Origin of the sequence: Streptomyces sp. NRRL S-455 (assembly GCF_000717875.1) — a bacterium.
GTDB lineage: Bacteria > Actinomycetota > Actinomycetes > Streptomycetales > Streptomycetaceae > Streptomyces.
Genome location: NZ_JOCT01000087.1, coordinates 1 through 370 on the forward strand (window position 1 = coordinate 1; position 370 = coordinate 370).

Consider the following 370-nt stretch of genomic DNA (forward strand, 5'->3'; position numbering starts at 1 on the left):
TCCCCGGCCGGGCCGAGGACGCCGACGATCTCGCCCTTGCGGACCTGGACGCCGAAGTCGGCGATGTCGCGGCCGTGGGACAGGCCCCGTACGGACAGCGCGACGGTCCGCGCGGGTGCCGGGCGTTCCGGCCGGCGGGAGACCACGTCGCGGCCCACCATGTGGCGGACCAGGCCGGCGGAGTCCGTCTCGGTGGCGGGGCCGCTGTGCACCACGGAGCCGTCCCGGAGCACGGTGACGTGGTCCGCGATCGACAGCACCTCGTCGATGTAGTGCGAGATGTAGACGACGGCCACACCCTCGTCACGCAGGGTGCGCACCAGGGTCCGGATCTGCTCGGCGGCCGCCGCGCCCAGGCAGGCCGTGGGTG

General features: G+C 74.6%; 1 pseudogene. It reads right to left on the reverse strand.

The features are described from left to right. Positions 1-370, reverse strand: a pseudogene (locus IE97_RS0137925) (sugar ABC transporter ATP-binding protein); the annotation flags it as partial.